The sequence below is a fragment of the Photobacterium sp. MCCC 1A19761 genome, assembly GCF_037389125.1.
Lineage (GTDB): Bacteria > Pseudomonadota > Gammaproteobacteria > Enterobacterales > Vibrionaceae > Photobacterium.
In genome coordinates this window covers 44,774-59,973 of sequence record NZ_JAZGTF010000019.1, presented here as the reverse complement: position 1 = coordinate 59,973, position 15,200 = coordinate 44,774, and the positions used below count along the sequence as shown (strand labels likewise).

Below are 15,200 nucleotides of genomic sequence, written 5' to 3'. Positions count from 1 at the left end.
GCATCCGCTTTTACATGAATTCATATTTTAATAATGAAGGATGAACGATGTTTATCATGAAGAAATTTCGCGTTGGTTTTCTGGCTATGTCTCTTGCAGCAGCGCTCTCGGGGTGTGCTCAGCATGGAGAAGACATCGCGCAAGGTACACAAGGGAATAATAAAGCGGATTCAAGTTTAGCTGCGTCTGGCGCGCTTAAGGCGACATTAATCGGGCGGGCAACATTGAATGCTGAGAAGCCGGAGGGCGCTGCGGAAATTGTGGCGTATCAGGCATCGAAAAAGTGGATTTATGCGGTGAACAGTTCCCGCAAGCCGGCCACGGTTGAAATTATTGATGCCAATCATCTTGATCCCGCGGCGCTGGTTGCCAATGCCGAAGGCGTGATCACCTCAACCAACCTTGATTCGATTATCACAATCGATCTGTCACGACATACCCAAGGTGATGCGAACAGTATTGCCGTGGATGATCGCAATGCGCTTTTGGCTGTGGCCATTGCCTCCGGAACGCCGGGTGTGAACGGCCAAGTGGCCTTCTATGATATTTCCGGTCAAACACCAACTTTTATTAAAAATGTGGAAGTCGGCGATTTACCGGATGCCCTGACATTCTCGCCGGATGGCAGCGTGGTTGTGGTTGCCAATGAAGGAGAGCCGTCAGGCGATTATCGGGTGGATCCGGAAGGATCCATTTCGGTGATTCGGATCGCCGATGGTCTGCCGGCAGAGACTGCGGTTATGCTGGACTTCAGTGCGTTTGATTCGCAACAGGCAGCGCTGGAAGCGAAGGGAGTTATATTTTCCAACCCGACTGGCCGCACCATTCATGGCAACACGGTTCACACCACGGTGTCGATGGATCTGGAACCTGAGTATGTCGCGATTTCAGAAGACAGCCGAACTGCATTTGTTACGCTTCAGGAAAACAACGGGCTGGCCATTGTCGACCTGAAACAGAACACGCTGGACATCGTTGGCCTGGGTTTCAAAAACTGGAAAGACTTGCAGTTTGACGCGTCCGATAAAGATGGCGGGATTCATTTTCAGCAGTATCCGAACCTGTACGGCATTTATCAGCCGGACACCATCGCAGCATATCAATGGCAAGGCCAGGATTTTGTCGTTAGCGCCAATGAAGGTGATGGCCGTGAGTATTTCTTCGACGCGGAGAATGCAGCAGATTGTCTTGCCAAAGGCGGTCTCGATTACGATAAAGATGACGGATGCCTGGCCTTCATTGATGAGGCGCGGGTGGAAGATCTGAACCTGGGACCGGCTTTTGCCCGTGTGGCGAATGATGACACCGGTATCGGGCGCTTAAAAGTGCATACCGGGATGGGGGATGCCGATCGCGATGGTGTCTATGAGTCGTTGTACACTTACGGTGCGCGGTCGTTCACGATTTGGGATCGCCAGGGTAAGCCGGTGTTTGACTCAGCCGATCAGGTGGATCGAATTACGGCCCGGATCCACGGGGATGCGTTTAACAATGATGAAGATGAGAATAAAGGCGATACCCGTTCGGATGCCAAAGGCGCTGAGCCGGAAGCCCTGACAATAGGTAAAATCGGGGATCGTACTTATGCTTTCCTGGGACTGGAGCGGATGGGCGGCGTGTTGGTCTACGACATTACCAATCCGCATGACGTCAGCTTTGTCGAATATTTCTTTAACCGTGGCTTAGTTGAAGGCGCTGAGATCTCCGGCGACCTGGCCCCGGAAGGAATGAAGTTTGTCTCCGCTGAACATTCGGCCACGGGGCGACCGTTCCTTATTGTCGGCAATGAGATTAGTGGCTCAGTGGCGTTGTGGCAATTTGAGCAGCAATAAACCACGAAAGGGTGATTTCGGATTTCAGGGTGGCTTCGGCCACCCTGTTTTATTTAAGCGCCTGCATCCTGAGTTGGCGATGGATGAGTGCGGGCTCGTTGAGTCGCAGTGCGGCGCTATGACAGTAAATCATGAAATATGTCAGTGAATCGCCAAATCAATGACCTCCTGAGTTTCATGGTGAACTCGCCTGCATGAACTGTGTCAGAGGTATAGGTATTGAACTCAAGCGAGACAAAATTGATGAAAGTTCTGAAAACGTTTTGGCTGTCGGTGGTGTTACTGGGGATCAGCCTGATCTGTGGGGTGAGTTATTTTCTGATAGGCTCACCCATTGACGACAACGGGGTGCTGATGGAACCGTTTGGATTGATCCCGTTGTTTTGGTTGTTTTTGTTGGGGGCGGTGGTGTCGTTGATCGTGACGTGGATCCGCGTCAGGTCTCGTCGAAATCATGATATCTCTGCGTAGCGGTGGATGTCGGTAATTTCCTCATATGCCATCAAATGGTGCTGTTATATCTGATGACACCATGGCTTAAGATTGCAATCCTTCAGGGCGGTAAAATCCCGTAAAGCACAGAATGCTATCATGTTGATAAGGTGTCAATCGATAACATGTCTGTGACTATTTATTAATTTCTTTTTCACGATTGTATTTATATATCAGTGCGATAGCATATTGCGGTGACAGGATGTCGCACTGGACTTTTGTGTTTGGCGCGAATTCTGTTCGCGGAAATCTACCGATCATGATTGATTCTATCTTTGAAATCGCAGAATAAGCGGTCGCTCTGGTGGTTGCCCTGAAATATCACTGCACATTTCAGGATGTCTCATTTAGTCAGTTATAAGGAAGAACTGTGGTTCGTATTGAAGCAATGAAACATCATCATCTGGATGAAGTGATCCAGCTCAGTGTGTCTGAAGAACAGCTTAAATTTGTCGGGACAATTGATGAAATTCTGGTGAATATCGATAACGTCGTTCATCCCCATGTGATTATGTCAGACGATCGTGTGGTTGGTTTTTTTCTGATTGATACGACTTATGCCAACAATTACGAGTTTGCTGAGCCGGGCAGTTTGGGACTCCGTGCTTATCTGATTGGCCAGCAATATCAGGGGCAGGGGTTAGGGAAATTAGCCGTGCAGGAACTCAGCGGTTTCTTGTCGCTTCATTATCCGCAATTCCAACAAATTTATTTGACGGTCAATTGTAAAAATCCCGGCGCAAAGCACTGTTATTTAAGCGGCGGGTTTGAAGATACCGAATCCTTGTATCTTGGTGGGGCTGCCGGGCCGCAACATATTATGAAGCTCGCGTTTGCTCAATAGGGTAGCACGGAATTGACCCGAAGGAGTGACGGGGTGATGGACATAGAATTAATCGGCGTAAGTAAAACAGAGCAGCCTTTAACGTTTGAAATCTTCAAATCGTCGATGCAGCCCGTGATCGAGGCCGCCTTTGGCTGGGACGAGGCGTTTCAGCAGCATTACTTTGCGTCCCGGTTACAACCGGCGTGGTTTTACTGGGCTGTCTTTCAGGGAGAGCGCGTTGGGCTTGTCTGTTATAAGCACACCGAGCAAAGCGTTCATCTTCACCTGCTGGCGGTCTTTGAGTCGTGGCGGGGCCAAGGGCTGGGCGTGACGATCACGAACCAGCTGCAACAGGAAGCTCGCCGGGCAGGGAAACCGCTGACGCTCAGCTGCTTTAAAAATAATGCGCCGGCTGTCGCGTTGTACCACAAGCTGGGCTTTGCCGTCGCTTCGGAAGATGAGCATTTTTTCGATTTCATTCACGACCCAAACAGTTAACCGGACCTTGTCCCCCCAGGAGGCGTTATGTATCAAATTGCGATTGTTTTATTTGATGAATTCACCGATGTCGATTTCTTTTTAATGAGAGATATTTTCGGTCAATCCGATAAGGACTGGCAGGTTCGTGTTCTGGGGACCAAAGCAAGCCATACATCGTCACTCGGCATCGAAGTTCAAACGGATGGCCATATTGCGCAAGCCAACGCGGCAGATGCCGTGTTGTTTGTCAGTGGTTATAAAGGCGTGCCGGCGGTGCTTGACGATCCTGAATTCATGGGGGCTTTCCGCCTGGATCCCGAACGACAGTTGATTGGGTCCATCTGTGCCGGTTCATTTATTCTTTACCGGTTGGGTTTGCTGGTGGGACGGAAGCTGACCACGCACCCGGATGCGAAACCAAGTCTGGAAGCGATGGGCGCCACGGTTGAGGATCAGGCGCTGGTTGTCGATGGGAATATCGCGACAGCGGGTGGCTGCCTGTCGAGTTTGTATTTAACCGGCTGGATCGCAGAGCGCCTTTGCGGAGAAGCGAAACGGCGGGAAATTCACCGGCAGTTACTCCCTGCCGGTCAGGCTGAGATGTTTGATGAGATCATCTCATCGAGCATTCAGTCAGCGATTGTCAGCTGATCCCGCAATCTGAATTTTCTTGATGACGTGGCAGCTCGGTGAAACGGCTGCCACACATTTTTTCGCGCTGGCAGGAGTTACCGGCGTTTGTGCATCAATGCAAGGAACTGCATGCTGAATCAATTATTATGTTCGCTCGCGCTGTATCGTGGGTTACCGGGTAACATCTATGTCATCGCTGTGGCCCGGTTTATCCTGGGCCTGGGCAACTTCATCATTCCCTTTCTCCTGCTCTTGTTGACGGAAAAACTGAATTATTCCGCGACGGTTGCCGGTACGCTGGCGATGGGCGTGATGGCTCTGTTTGTTCTTGGCGGCCTGTGCGGCGGCAAATTGGCAGATAGCCTGGGTCACAAAAAAATTATGGTATGGGGGGAGCTGGCAGGTGCGGTGATCCTGCTGATTTGTGGATTCTATAGCGATCATGCTCAGTTGATCCCGATCCTGTTGTTTGCCGCCTATTTCTTTTTCGGGGTTGCGCTTCCGGCCAGTAATGCGTTGGTTGCGGATCTGTCGACCCCGACCAACCGTGATGCGGTGATGTCGTTAAGCTACCTGGCATTTAACCTGGGCTCTGCTGCGGGGCCGCTGGTGGCCGGATATCTGTTCTGGAATTACACTACTTGGATCTTCTGGGGCAACGGGATTGCTGCGTTGGTCGGGATTGGGTTGGTGATGATTTTCATCCGCACTGATGAGCACAATCGTGTTTCGGAGGACGAGGCGCATTCTGAACTGGAACGCGCTGTGGATGGCTCGGTCTGGCAAGTGCTCAAGCAGCGTCCCAGACTCTTGGTTTTTACCGGGTTATGTGCGCTGTTATGGGTCGCCCTGAACCAAATGACGATGACCAGCCCGCTGTATCTGAATCATATTTTTGGTACTGATGGCCCGGTGCTGTTCGGTCAGTTGATGACCTATGCCTGTATTCTGGTGGTGGTGATCACGCCATTGCTGATGCGACTGACAACTCATCAGGCTGAGATCGTCACTCTGGCATATGCTGGTCTGCTGTTCGCGGTGGGGTATGTGCTTGTCATGGCGTTGCCCACGATCCCGATTCATTTCTTCGCCTGGTTTTTCCTCTCGGCTGCCGAAGTGTTGCTGGTGACCAAAGAGGGGGTTTATCTTGCCAATCAGTCGCCTAAAAGCCATCGTGGGCGGATCCAGGGTGTCTTAACCACCATGAAAAACCTGATTGTGTTACCAAGCTTCACGCTGATCGGGCTGGCGATTGATTATTGGGGATTTGAAACAACCTGGCTGACGGTAATTATGGTCTCGATGGTGGCGGCCCTGTGCTTAATGGCAATGGCGCAATATCAGAAGCGGATCGCGATTCCGGTTCAGGTCTGATCCGGAGACGGGAGACAACGGATAGTCGTCACAAACTGTCACAGTCTAGTGCCGGAGATCTTGTATGATCGGTGGAAAAGTACAGGAGATGGCGTTGAACACATGGATGATATGTCAGAGGTTGGCATGAATAAGCGGGTCATGTTGGTTGAAGATGATCTTGATTTGGCGGTGTTGATTCAAGATTTCCTTGAGCGCTACGAATTTACCGTGTCGGTGGTGAGTGATGGCCAGGACGCGGTGACGCGCATCATTGCCGAACAACCGGATTTGGTGATTCTGGATATTATGCTGCCGGGCCTGAGCGGGATGGAAGTCTGCCGTCAGGTCCGACAGCAGTATGAAGGGTTCATCTTAATGCAAACCGCACTGGATGATGATATCGATCAGATGCTCGGACTCGAGTTAGGCGCGGATGATTATGTGATCAAACAGGTGCAGCCCCGCTTATTGCTCTCCCGGATCCGGGCATTGCTGCGCAGAGCCGCACCGTTGCAATTTGCCTCCTCGGAACAACAATCGTTCGATTATCAATTTGGCGCGCTTAAGATTGATTTGACCCGGCGAATGGTGCTGCTTTACGGCCAGCCGGTCGAGCTCACCACCGCAGAATTTGAACTCCTGTGCCTGCTGGCCAAACACTGTGGTGAAGTCGTGACCCGAGAAGACATTATCCAGCAACTCAGAGGATTAGAATACGATGGACTCGACCGTTCCATCGATCGGCGTATTTCCCGGTTACGCAAAGCACTCCAGGATGACGCCAAAGAGCAGGATCAGGTGATCAAAACGGTGCGCGGGAAAGGCTATCAGCTTTGTATCCGTTAATTTCCCGGGGGATCTGACATTATGTTGAAAGCGTTTTCGGTGCTGTGGCTTGCCGTGTTTATGCCAACCTTGTTCTTAATCCTGCCGACGGGGTTGAGCCCGATTGGCCTGATCAACGCGTATGTGGAAGAAAACTATTACGAAAAAACATACCGCGGAACCTTTTATCTGATAGAGCAACAATTGCAGGCCGTCCCATCGGCACAGTGGCCTGAGGTGATTGAGGGATTGTCAGAAACCTTCGGTTATTCCCTGCAGCTACAACCGATTGAGGCACTGCAGCTCGATTCTGAACAACAAGGAAAATTAATGGCGGGGACTTATGTGTTAACCACCACGGATCACAGTGTGTTGCTGCATCGGGTGAAAGAAAGTGCCTGGGCTCTGTCATTGGGGCTCAATCAGTCCCTGGCTGAGCATGTTAGCCGTAACAGTGTCGGTACTTTACACCTCCTGGCACAATCGATGGATGCGCTTCCGGTCACTGAGTGGCCTCAGTATCTTCAGTCGGTCAGTCCGCAGTTTCCGTTTTCCCTGACCTTGCAGACTGACGAAGAACTGGTGTTGTCTGCAACAGAAAATGAGACGATGGCCAGCGGTCAGCCGGTGGTCCAGCAGCAGCCGGATGGCTTGGTGACTGTGTATTATCGTCTTCGCACGCCCTATGTGTTGAAGGCGGATCAGATTGACGTTCAGTATCCCCTCGGGCAGTACTATGTGCTTTTATTGATCACTTTCGTGCTCTGTATTTCCGCCGCGATGTTTTTGTGGGTTTACCCCTTGTGGCGCGACCTGAATCGCCTGGCAGTCACCGCCAACGATTTTGGGGAAGGGCGGCTTGAGCTGAGGGCTAAAGTTTCCCGCTCTTCTACGGTGGAAAGACTGGGACGATCGTTTAACCAAATGGCGGATAGCATTGAAGAAATGATCCTGGGCCAGCGGGAAATGACCAATGCCATTGCCCATGACTTGCGTACACCACTATACCGCTTGCGTTTTGCGTTTGAGATGCTGGAGAGTGAAGAAACCACCACGGCGCAGAAAGATAAATATGAAAATGTCATTCGCGCCAGCATTGATGATTTAGACCACCTGATTAATCAAACCTTGGTGTTATCCCGTTATAGCCGCATTGCAGATGTCAGTCAGTTCAAGGCGTGCAACCTGGCACAACAGATTGAGCGGGAGTTGGCACATTTTCAGGATGAGCAAACCGATTTGATGATCGACTATCACTGTTGTGATGCAATGAGAAGCAGCACACTCATTATGGATAGCCGGGCGATGATCCGCGCCCTGAACAACTTACTGTCGAATGCCGGACGGTTTGCCCAGATGACGATTCGGGTATCGCTGACCTGCCATGGGGATCAATGTTCGCTGGTTGTCGAAGATGATGGCTGCGGGCTCCCGGAGAGCGCGTGGAGTAAAGTGTTCGAGCCGTTTGCCCAGGAAAATAACGCCCCGCGAGAGCGACATAGCGGGCATGGTTTAGGGCTGGCGATTGTCCAGCAAATTGCAATTTGGCACAAAGGGCAAGTGTCGATTCAGCATTCTGCACTTGGCGGGGCAAAATTTACCATGGTGTGGCCGAAACATGTCACCCTTGCTGTAACGTCCGCTGTCTGAAAACCTGTCACAAACTGTCCAAAAACGTCTCCGCATCGCCACAGACCCACGTCACTTGTCCTGTTAACTTTGGTGTTGTTCTTTACTTCTTTACAAGAATATTCAGCCGGCGAGATTAAGGAGGCGTTGTGGCTCAGTGTTTATCGAATGTAAAAAAAGGATTCTGGTGTTTGGTTGTGGCTGTATTGCTCGTTGGGTGCAGCACGGACGCCGATGACTGGGATAAAAAGAAGCAACCGGAGGTTCATGCCGGGGATGATCAGGTGATCTCAACACCAATTACAACGGTGGCCCTGCAAGGGAAGGTGACGCATCATCTGGATATGTACGATACCAAGTCGGTTCAGTGGCGTCAGAGCAGTGGCCCGAGCCAGGTGACGTTGCTGGATGCTGATGAACTGAGTGCGCGGTTCATCTACCCGGATCAAGTCGGTGAATATGTGTTTGAGCTGACCGTCACCGATACCGGCAATCGCAAAGGTTCAGATAGCGTGAAGATCATCATCAATACGGCCGAGACGTCTACAAAAACCATGGTAGGCATGCAATCGGCGCCGTTTTCTATCCCGGGACAAGCCAACGCCCCAGCTGTTTTCGAGATGTTACTGCACTTTCGACACCCGCTTGCCCAGGTGAACGATAGTTTTACGCTGGCGCAACCGGCGCTCACCATCACCTATGACATCAATCATAATGCGATGTTTGATGATGGGGATATTCGCTTTCGAGTGCTGCAACCGGCGACGGCTGAGCCTTTAAGCCCGAACTGGATTTCTGATTCGAGGTTGATTGTTGAAAGCATGCTTCATGGCACGCTATATCAGCTACAAGATCATGCATTCTCAAATCAGGTCCATACATCCCAGTCTAAGGGAAGCGTGGTGCTCAACGTGAAACGGTTGGGATGGCTGGGGCAAGCTCAAGGGACGACAGGGGAGAAGACATTGGATTCTGTCTTTGCTATCCAAGTGAATAAAACTCCTGAACATTCGTTACAAGATGCTGAACAGGTTGGTGCCTTGCTGGCCCGTGTGAACGAAATCAAGACCGACACGCCGGTTCAGGTGGCGATGATGTTGAGCGCAGACAGTGCAGACTATATTCCGGGTGAGGGTGTGTACAGCCAGCACGCGCAAGCGGTGGTGTCGGATCTGCAAGATGATTACACCGGCCTGAATTCCGGAGTTGACCTGACTGCATTGATTTACCTGCATCACTAAATCACAAAATGATATTGACCCTGGAACCGAGCGCTGAAGAGCGCTCGATTTTTTTCTTTGAAAGTGGTGAACTGGGGCTGTGATGTGATGTAGTTCACTATTGATGATGTCTTTATCGAATATTTAGTCTATGTCCTTGATCTTCAGATAAAATGGCGACTGATTTGTGCTCTGAATTTGACATATACAGTAAACGGTATGGTGAAGGGATCGACAGGCGGCACCATCGTCTGAATTGTGGTCGTCCATGCTGTGGGATAAAGGAATCATAAGAATGAAAAAACTGGCGTTGTTGTTGCCGAGTCTTTTGGTGTTACCCCTGGTGGGTTGTACCTCTGAAGATGATATTGTGGAGCATTCGGAAAACTCTGCTTATGCTTTCAACAGTAAATCAATCAAAAACTGGCTGGATGTCGAAGTTGAACTGGCCAACGAGGTTGCACAGAACGTAGGGCATACACAACTGACCGTGACCTTTGATATCAATGCCAATGATAAGTTTGATGACGGAGATATTCGCCTACGCGCTGGTAATATTGAATCGTCAAATTACAGCTACAGTCGTTGGCCGGAGAGTTTGGACTTTTACGTCGAAGGTTATGTGGGGTCGACACTGTATCGGATTCGGCAAGGGATGGCTTATGACATCGGTGTCAAACATATCGCGGTCGAGAATATTGGTGGCGCATGGCTATACCAGCATAAAGAAGGCAGTGCGCTGAGGGAGATGGTGCTCGGACTTCGTTTTAATCTGGATGTGGAGAATCCGGGCGAGCATTCGGCAACCTTGGCGACTCTGATCGACCGAACGAAGTCGATTAATGCGTCGACGCCTTTCAACGTGAAACTGACCGATGGTGACGCGCCTGAAAGTGTTGATTATGTTCCGGGTGAGTTCACCTTTAGTCAGCAAGGGAACTCAATGCATAGCGATTCAAGAAATGATTATCTGGGTTATCAGCGCTGGGTCGATATGACAGCAGTACGCTACAGCCTGAACTTGAGTAACTAAGCCGCTTTATCCTGCCCGGCCAGGTCGTGATGAACCTGAGACCGGATAAGAGCTGGGCAGGAGAGGTAGCAAGGCTGAGCAACAGCCAAAGAAAAAGGGTGCCATTGGCACCCTTCCTGTATTCTTTAAAATCTAAAAGACTTAGATTTTTTCAACGTTCGCAGCTTGAGGACCTTTCTGGCCTTGCTCGATGTCGAAAGATACTTGCTGGCCTTCAGCCAGAGATTTGAAGCCGTCACCAGCGATAGCGCGGAAGTGAACGAATACGTCAGCACCGCCGTTGTCTTGAGTGATGAAGCCAAAACCTTTCTCGTCGTTAAACCACTTAACGGTACCAGTTGCTTTAGACATGTGATGTCTCCTGAAAAATATGAATCTCGCGCATATCAGCGCACTTAAGCCAGCATAATCAATTACTTATGGACAAAAGGACAATGGAGCTCTTCAGGACAACGACACTTCTTGCAAAGTGGTGGAACGAAGTTTTCTATTTCAATTTGCTGCATAAATAGGACTGCATTACAGGCCGATGGGTATTAAGCCATATTGCGATGGGGAGGGCAAGCAAATACTTATTGAATTAAGCCTTTATCGAAGAAAGTGTGAACTTAGTATCAGCGAAAGGTAGCAGAATCTTTGGGATTTACAGGATATTGGTGATAAACCCCTCTATATGGGTGAAAATATAACAGGAAATCGCTTTGCCGTTCAAAACGAGAAAAGGGCCAGAGTGGCCCTTATTCATACTTATGCAAAATTTTATTACAATTTCTCGACGTTCGCTGCCTGCAGACCTTTAGGTCCTTGCTCAGTATCGTAAGATACTTTTTGGCCTTCAGCGAGTGTCTTGAACCCGTCACCAGTGATGGCGCGGAAATGAACGAATACGTCAGCACCGCCATTATCTTGAGTGATAAAACCGAAACCTTTTTCTTCATTAAACCACTTAACGGTACCTGTTGCTTTAGACATGTTGTCTCCTGAATCTTTTACATCAACACATTACGCCAATAAATATTTAACCTTGGTGACAATTGAAACTCTTCCTTCTGTACAACATGCTTACACAAGTTCCGATACTGAAGTGCTTACGTTCATATTGTTTCATCACTGCCAAACACTACTGACACTAAAAGAGTAGGCATTGATATGCTGTTTGCAAATACTAAAATGGCTGTTTTGTGGTTGCATTCACAGCTTTAAGACGAAATTTAGAACGATTCTCAAACTCTATACGGTTGTATTGTAAGTATTTTCCTGCTTGTGTGAGGTGCCTCCGGTCTTGAAGGCGGCTGTTTCGATTTCGCAAAAATCTGATTTTATGGGATGAAATCAAAGAAACTGCGATTTTTTTCGATGCGCAAAATTGTGACTTGAGTAACAACATAACTTTCTGTTATAACGAGCTTAGTTGGGAAATGTAGTTTCATAGAAGGACAAACCATGAGCACTATCCTTGAATTGGTTCGCCAGACACGCCGCAAAAATAAGTTGAAGCGTGAAATTCTGGATAACGATCGTAAGGTCCGTGATAACCGGAAACGTGTTGAGCTGCTGGAAAACCTGCTGGATTATATCCAGGAAGATATGACGCATGAGCAGATCGTTGAAATCATCCAGAACATGAAAGGCGACTATGAAGACCGCGTGGATGATCACATTATTATCAGCGCAGAGTTGTCAAAAGAACGCCGTGAAATCAGCAAAAAAGTAACAGAGCTGAAGAAAGCGGAGCTGGCTTCAAAGCCAAAATCATGATGGCGTTGCGATAACACCGTAATCATTGAAGGTGTTTCGTTGAACCCTGAATACCGAAACCCGGCCTGGCCGGGTTTTTTGTTGCCGTTTGAACAGAATTGCCTTTGAGGGTAAGCGGTAGGTTTGAATTGAAGTTAGGACGCCTAATGATCCGTTTCAGCAGCTACGCTTTAGAGACCGAAATGTTGAACTGAGGCGAATCATCAAAGGGCCCGGCATCGCGGCTGCGGGTTGACTGTGGCAGTTATGCCGTCACATCGTCATCTGCCCGGAAGCTGCCCAGATGAAGCCTGACGTGTGAGGAGGAGCTATGTCGGAACAACCATCAACACAGTACCGCAGGATGCAGCAAGAATACCCGTCACTGTTGGACGCCGTGGAATCGCTTGGAAAAACGGCAAAGCAATCAGGACCGGTTGACGAGAAAACCGCGCAGCTGCTGCAACTGGCAGCGGCGGCAGCCTGTCGTTCGGAAGGGGCGGTGCACAGCCACACCCAACGGGCCCTGGCGGCCGGGGCGAGTGCCGAAGAAATTCGCCATAGCCTGATCCTGCTGATCAGTACGCTGGGTTTTCCATGTGTGATGGCTGCCTTAAGTTGGGCGGAAGATCGGCTAACTCCCTCGAACCAAACAGGCGCGCCGGATTGGGAAGTATGACACTTGCCGGTGTAGAAACGTCAGAATTGGAAACTGAGGGTTAGGTGATTCATCCGCAAACTTCATCTGCAAACATGGAGCGCTGCCACAGTGATCACGCAATTGCTGAGGCGTGCCCTGTGAATCACCATGGAAAATGAGCAATAAAAAAACCTGCAGTATGCAGGTGGATGATCCTCTCAAGGAAGAGTGTGAAAAGCGCGTCGAGAGTTAGCGACGACAGGGTTATGCTTTTGCTCTCGTTGACCACGCTGCAAGCCCAGAAACTTACGTGGTTGCTCCTCTTTCCCCTCATCTCTGTAAGACCTATTGGCAGAAAGAAACGCTTTTCAATATTGATTATAGCCCAGGTTGATGAATCGTCCAGTCATTCAAATGACCGCATGGACTCATCCATGAGGCGGAGAAGTCCTGCGAGGCCGCCAGATTTGTGAGGGCAGTTGAGGCTTCCTTGATTTGTATTGGGAATATTATAAATAATGAGAGTTGTCGCACTGATTTTTCTTATTGAGTGATGAATCATAAATCTATCTGAAAATTTGGGACTTATTTCAGATGGATAGGTGCTATGAATAACATAAAACAACAAAACGGTGAGGCATTGATCTCACAACTGGTGTCACATTTTGGGGTAACGCGGATTCAGAAAGATGGCGGGTATGTATTGCCAGATGGCAGCTTACTGAATTTGCAGCGATCGGATCTGGACCACCGGCAATATCATCGCGCTGTGGCTGCGTTGCTGCCGGAAGAAATGCAAGGCGCTTGCGATGAACTGACCATTGTCAATCTGATGGTTGCTACCGGAATCATCCGTTATGAAGCACGCGGGCGAGTCCATACGGCGGTGAAGCCAACACAGGCCCAGCGGCATCGGCTGTTTGAGTTGATGAAATACAGTGAGCAGGGGTTTCGGGTGATAGCTTCGGACTGTAATGGTGCAACCATTGGAGATCAGATGTTTAAGTCCCCGGCGGCACATGAGCTGTTGCGATTCTTTTCTGACTGTTATGACAACAATCAGAAGGTCTATCGGGAGGATGAATTCGGGATCCAGCCAACGGAGCAAGGGTTCAGGCTGATGTTTCGACCGGCGCACCGAGAAATCGGGTTTTATGAACCTGAAAGCGGGACGATGACACTCATTCCTGAGTTTTCAGACGTGATGTCCTTATTCCGGCAGCAAGTGGCTCAATATCAGGTTTTTGCGTCGGCATAATGGAAAAAAACCTTATCCGTATCGACGGATAAGGCTGGAATATCCAGAACAATCTTGTCACTTTTAGCAGTAGAATCGATTTCGGGCATTCCTGAATGCCAGAAAGGGATGGATCAGCGTGATTATCAGGTAATCAGGCGCTCAGGCTTTCGAGGTCAGCTTTTGCTGCGGCAATGCCGTTTGCTGCCATTTCTTCGCCCATGGCCAGGGCTTCACCGTAAACCACTTCAACATCGGTAATTCCGATAAATCCCAGAACCGTTTTCAGGTAAGGCACCATATGATCGGTACCGCCATCCTTGTGCATGCCCCCACGGGTCGTCACCAGGATTGCTTTTTTCCCTGTCAGCAGTCCTACTGGGCCAGTTTCGGTGTATGAGAACGTCACACCTGCACGGGCAATCAAGTCAAACCAGTTTTTCAGCTGTGTCGGGATGGTGAAGTTGTACATTGGCGCGCCAATCACCAGGGTGTCACTGACTTGAATCTCTTCAATCAGTTGATCAGACAGCGCCAGGGCTTCTTGCTGGCGGGCGTTCAGATTATCTCCGCCGCGAAGGCCGCCGGCGAGTTCACCATCCAGAACCGGAAGCGGGTTCGCTGCCAGATCACGTTCAATGATTGCCGTGGTTTTGCCTTCCCAAGAAGCCATTAAGTGATCAATCAGGCCGTTTGATTGAGAGTAGTCGCCAAGAATGCTGGATTTTAAAACAAGTACGTTTGACATGGTTCATTCCTTCACAGTGTTGCGTGCTTGGCAGTCAATATATGGGAGAGCAACGGGCGATGATAGTGGAAAATATCGTGCAAGTTGTTCAAATTTATTGATGGAGCTGTCATGTTCATAATATTCATTTAATTCAATGGCTTATTTTTAATTTTGTTCTTGGTCGAGAATGAGATTCTGTTTGATAGAGGGACAAAGCCCGATTTGATTGATGAACGCGACGGTTGTTTCCTTTCTGAAGAAACCGGCGTTACCTTCGTTGGCAGTGATGCAATCGTTTTTCCGATGTGCTTGACCCAACCTTGATTCAGATGGGGATCAGCAGGCAGGGGAGATGGCAGAGAAAAGGCAAAAAATAGCCCGAAACGACTCCTGTTTCGGGCTTAGGGGAATGGCTCGTGAGAGCCTTGCGCTAACTGGTTAGTAAATGGAGATCAATTACACTATCAATGGTAGTTCAAGCAGTATAATTTGCCAGTTTTGGCAATGAGAATGTCATTCAATTCTGACAC

The 15,200-nt window shown here is 49.4% G+C and carries 16 protein-coding genes; 13 read left to right on the top strand and 3 right to left on the bottom strand.

Annotated features, from left to right (window positions below):
* The first annotated feature begins 56 nt into the window (after positions 1 to 56).
* The 10 genes from VV869_RS16695 (at position 57) to VV869_RS16650 (ending at position 10,326) form a co-directional block, all read left to right on the top strand.
* A complete protein-coding gene (locus tag VV869_RS16695; protein WP_337736055.1) occupies positions 57 to 1,832 on the top strand; it encodes a choice-of-anchor I family protein in 1,776 nt (591 codons plus the stop codon).
* 243 nt (positions 1,833 to 2,075) lie between these two features.
* Complete coding sequence (locus VV869_RS16690; protein WP_337736054.1) at positions 2,076 to 2,303, top strand: DUF3955 domain-containing protein; 228 nt, start codon at positions 2,076 to 2,078, stop codon at positions 2,301 to 2,303.
* Between the two features lie 391 nt (positions 2,304 to 2,694).
* The gene (locus tag VV869_RS16685) at positions 2,695 to 3,168 is read left to right on the top strand and encodes a GNAT family N-acetyltransferase (RefSeq protein ID WP_337736053.1); all 474 of its coding nucleotides are present in this window, start codon (positions 2,695 to 2,697) and stop codon (positions 3,166 to 3,168) included.
* Between the two features lie 36 nt (positions 3,169 to 3,204).
* Positions 3,205 to 3,648: a GNAT family N-acetyltransferase gene (locus VV869_RS16680; protein WP_337736052.1), complete on the top strand. Its 444-nt coding sequence runs from the start codon at positions 3,205 to 3,207 to the stop codon at positions 3,646 to 3,648.
* A gap of 27 nt (positions 3,649 to 3,675) precedes the next feature.
* Entirely contained in the window at positions 3,676 to 4,281 is a 606-nt protein-coding gene (locus VV869_RS16675; RefSeq protein WP_337736051.1) for a DJ-1/PfpI family protein, read from the top strand.
* Between the two features lie 111 nt (positions 4,282 to 4,392).
* Complete coding sequence (locus VV869_RS16670) at positions 4,393 to 5,637, top strand: MFS transporter (protein ID WP_337736050.1); 1,245 nt, start codon at positions 4,393 to 4,395, stop codon at positions 5,635 to 5,637.
* A gap of 111 nt (positions 5,638 to 5,748) precedes the next feature.
* Positions 5,749 to 6,465: a winged helix-turn-helix domain-containing protein gene (locus VV869_RS16665; RefSeq protein WP_443147332.1), complete on the top strand. Its 717-nt coding sequence runs from the start codon at positions 5,749 to 5,751 to the stop codon at positions 6,463 to 6,465.
* 21 nt (positions 6,466 to 6,486) lie between these two features.
* Positions 6,487 to 8,094, top strand: coding sequence for an ATP-binding protein (locus VV869_RS16660; protein WP_337736048.1), 1,608 nt, complete (start codon positions 6,487 to 6,489; stop codon positions 8,092 to 8,094).
* 176 nt (positions 8,095 to 8,270) lie between these two features.
* Positions 8,271 to 9,314, top strand: coding sequence for a PKD domain-containing protein (locus VV869_RS16655; RefSeq protein WP_337736047.1), 1,044 nt, complete (start codon positions 8,271 to 8,273; stop codon positions 9,312 to 9,314).
* A 274-nt stretch (positions 9,315 to 9,588) separates the two neighbouring features.
* Positions 9,589 to 10,326: a hypothetical protein gene (locus tag VV869_RS16650; RefSeq protein ID WP_337736046.1), complete on the top strand. Its 738-nt coding sequence runs from the start codon at positions 9,589 to 9,591 to the stop codon at positions 10,324 to 10,326.
* A 141-nt stretch (positions 10,327 to 10,467) separates the two neighbouring features.
* Here VV869_RS16650 and cspE (VV869_RS16645) read toward each other — a convergent pair whose 3' ends face one another.
* Both cspE (VV869_RS16645) and cspE (VV869_RS16640) read right to left on the bottom strand, forming a co-directional pair.
* On the bottom strand, positions 10,468 to 10,677 hold the full coding sequence (cspE, locus tag VV869_RS16645; RefSeq protein ID WP_337736045.1) for a transcription antiterminator/RNA stability regulator CspE: 210 nt from the start codon (positions 10,675 to 10,677) through the stop codon (positions 10,468 to 10,470).
* Positions 10,678 to 11,088: 411 nt separating this feature from the next.
* Entirely contained in the window at positions 11,089 to 11,298 is a 210-nt protein-coding gene (cspE, locus tag VV869_RS16640; protein WP_255390498.1) for a transcription antiterminator/RNA stability regulator CspE, read from the bottom strand.
* A 471-nt stretch (positions 11,299 to 11,769) separates the two neighbouring features.
* Between cspE (VV869_RS16640) and VV869_RS16635 the strand changes: the two genes are divergently transcribed.
* From VV869_RS16635 to VV869_RS16625, 3 genes are all read left to right on the top strand, one after another.
* Entirely contained in the window at positions 11,770 to 12,084 is a 315-nt protein-coding gene (locus VV869_RS16635; protein WP_261599959.1) for a DUF496 family protein, read from the top strand.
* 310 nt (positions 12,085 to 12,394) lie between these two features.
* Positions 12,395 to 12,742, top strand: a complete 348-nt coding sequence (locus VV869_RS16630; protein WP_337736044.1) for a carboxymuconolactone decarboxylase family protein — start codon at positions 12,395 to 12,397, stop codon at positions 12,740 to 12,742.
* 568 nt (positions 12,743 to 13,310) lie between these two features.
* Positions 13,311 to 13,961 carry a hypothetical protein gene (locus VV869_RS16625; RefSeq protein WP_337736043.1) on the top strand — a complete coding sequence of 217 codons (651 nt, stop codon included), beginning with the start codon at positions 13,311 to 13,313 and terminating at the stop codon, positions 13,959 to 13,961.
* A gap of 133 nt (positions 13,962 to 14,094) precedes the next feature.
* Here the strand turns inward: VV869_RS16625 and VV869_RS16620 are convergent, their stop codons facing one another.
* On the bottom strand, positions 14,095 to 14,688 hold the full coding sequence (locus VV869_RS16620) for an FMN-dependent NADH-azoreductase (protein ID WP_337736042.1): 594 nt from the start codon (positions 14,686 to 14,688) through the stop codon (positions 14,095 to 14,097).
* Between the last annotated feature and the right edge of the window lie 512 nt (positions 14,689 to 15,200).

Excerpts from the sequence above, each read along its gene's own strand:
- VV869_RS16680 (WP_337736052.1), top strand. The coding sequence starts at position 3,205 with ATGGACATAGAATTAATCGGCGTAAGTAAAACAGAGCAGCCTTTAACG.
- VV869_RS16665 (WP_443147332.1), top strand. The coding sequence starts at position 5,749 with ATGTCAGAGGTTGGCATGAATAAGCGGGTCATGTTGGTTGAAGATGAT.
- VV869_RS16650 (WP_337736046.1), top strand. The coding sequence starts at position 9,589 with ATGAAAAAACTGGCGTTGTTGTTGCCGAGTCTTTTGGTGTTACCCCTG.
- VV869_RS16695 (WP_337736055.1), top strand. The coding sequence starts at position 57 with ATGAAGAAATTTCGCGTTGGTTTTCTGGCTATGTCTCTTGCAGCAGCG.
- VV869_RS16630 (WP_337736044.1), top strand. The coding sequence starts at position 12,395 with ATGTCGGAACAACCATCAACACAGTACCGCAGGATGCAGCAAGAATAC.
- VV869_RS16670 (WP_337736050.1), top strand. The coding sequence starts at position 4,393 with ATGCTGAATCAATTATTATGTTCGCTCGCGCTGTATCGTGGGTTACCG.
- VV869_RS16675 (WP_337736051.1), top strand. The coding sequence starts at position 3,676 with ATGTATCAAATTGCGATTGTTTTATTTGATGAATTCACCGATGTCGAT.
- VV869_RS16620 (WP_337736042.1), bottom strand. The coding sequence starts at position 14,688 with ATGTCAAACGTACTTGTTTTAAAATCCAGCATTCTTGGCGACTACTCT.
- cspE (WP_255390498.1), bottom strand. The coding sequence starts at position 11,298 with ATGTCTAAAGCAACAGGTACCGTTAAGTGGTTTAATGAAGAAAAAGGT.
- VV869_RS16660 (WP_337736048.1), top strand. The coding sequence starts at position 6,487 with ATGTTGAAAGCGTTTTCGGTGCTGTGGCTTGCCGTGTTTATGCCAACC.
- VV869_RS16690 (WP_337736054.1), top strand. The coding sequence starts at position 2,076 with ATGAAAGTTCTGAAAACGTTTTGGCTGTCGGTGGTGTTACTGGGGATC.
- VV869_RS16625 (WP_337736043.1), top strand. The coding sequence starts at position 13,311 with ATGAATAACATAAAACAACAAAACGGTGAGGCATTGATCTCACAACTG.
- cspE (WP_337736045.1), bottom strand. The coding sequence starts at position 10,677 with ATGTCTAAAGCAACTGGTACCGTTAAGTGGTTTAACGACGAGAAAGGT.
- VV869_RS16635 (WP_261599959.1), top strand. The coding sequence starts at position 11,770 with ATGAGCACTATCCTTGAATTGGTTCGCCAGACACGCCGCAAAAATAAG.